Source organism: Pseudoalteromonas sp. NZS71 (assembly GCF_015864715.1).
Taxonomy (GTDB): Bacteria; Pseudomonadota; Gammaproteobacteria; order Enterobacterales; family Alteromonadaceae; genus Pseudoalteromonas; species Pseudoalteromonas arctica.
Genome location: NZ_JADYWS010000069.1, coordinates 1 through 1437, shown reverse-complemented (window position 1 = coordinate 1437; position 1437 = coordinate 1). Strand labels below are relative to the sequence as shown.

General features: G+C 43.8%; 1 protein-coding gene. It reads left to right on the top strand.

The window, feature by feature from the left end; all coding sequences use genetic code 11:
* Positions 1 to 96: 96 nt before the first annotated feature.
* Positions 97 to 1422 carry an IS4 family transposase gene (locus I6E85_RS20730; RefSeq protein WP_197237319.1) on the top strand — a complete coding sequence of 442 codons (1326 nt, stop codon included), beginning with the start codon at positions 97 to 99 and terminating at the stop codon, positions 1420 to 1422.
* Positions 1423 to 1437 lie beyond the last annotated feature (15 nt).

The window sequence follows — 1437 nt, the reverse complement described above, 5'->3', positions numbered from 1 at the left end:
GCTAACACCGATCAGTTAAGGTATTTTTGATCGGTTGACTGATCTTTTGGTTGCTTCACAATACCCTTATCATCTTTTGATTATGAGGGTATTTTTATGCTTAGTCATTGGTTACTTGATACGGATATATTCGCCACTCCTGACTCTTTATCTACATTTCAGAAACATATCCCTCTTGAGTGGATTTCTAATGTGCTCGAGCAGACCGATAAAGCAAGTATTCGCAAACGTAAGTTACCTGCTGAGCTTGTCGTCTGGCTTATCATTGCAATGGGTCTTTTTCGCGACCGCTCTATTAGTGACGTTGTTGAGAAGTTAGATTTAACACTCACTGATACCCTGGGCGATACGGTTGCTCCAAGTGCTATTCCTCAAGCGAGACAGCGCCTGAGTAGCGACCCCCTCCAAGCCTTATTTCACCTATGTGCAGCCCGTTGGACACAAGAAGAAGATGCTGATGATACGTGGTATGGACTCCGGTTATTTTCTGTTGATGGAACGCAATTTCGTGCACCTGATACACCTGCTCTTGCTGAGCACTTTCACTATATTAAGCACAGTAAAAACCGTCATACAGAATATCCTATTGTACGCCTATGCGCCTTAAGCTCCTTGCGTAGCCGGTTGATACACCACGTTGCCTTCGGGCCCAGTTATCAAGGTGAGGTGAACTACGCAAAGCAGTTATTTGGTCATGTAAGTGATAACAGTCTAACTATTTTTGACCGATGTTATCTCAGCGCTGAGCTACTGATTAATTGGCGTAAGCAACACCCACAGTCGCACTGGATGGTCCCGATTAAAAGCAACACGCAATACACCGTCATTGAATCTTACTCTGAGCATGACTTCAAAGTAGAGATGAGTGTATCTGCGCATGCCAGAAAACAAGACCCTTCGCTTCCTGAGTGCTGGCAGGCCAGACTGGTTCTTTATCCTGAGCCAATGGGGCCTGGAAAAATAAAAGGTCTGCTGTGCTCTTTGGATGATAAACAGGCTTTTGGTGCACAGGCCATTCTTGATGTCTATTTCGAGCGCTGGGAAATTGAAAATAGCTATGGAGAAATAAAACACCAGATGCTTGAGGATAGTATTCTTTTGCGTAGTCAGACTGTGGATGGAGTCAATCAAGAGCTATGGGGTATATTGCTAGCCTACAATTTAATTCGAGTAGAGATAAGTCGAATAGCCAAAGAGGCTAAAGTCTCCCCGCTGAGAATTAGTTTTGTCATGGCTTTGCGGGATATACAGGATGAAATACTCTGGTGTGCCATCGCTTCGCCAGGTTCAATTCCAAAGAAATTAAGGGCAATGCGAGAACGAGTGAAACGTTATATTCTTCCAGAAAAAAGAAAACGGCCCAAAAGTAGGACCGTTCGAATTTCAAAAACTCGGTACACCATTAAGTCAAAGCATGCTTAACTGAATGGTGTTAGC

What these genes read in the sequence shown, in the direction of transcription:
- I6E85_RS20730 (WP_197237319.1), top strand. Translation starts at nt 97, where the DNA reads ATGCTTAGTCATTGGTTACTTGATACGGATATATTCGCCACTCCTGAC.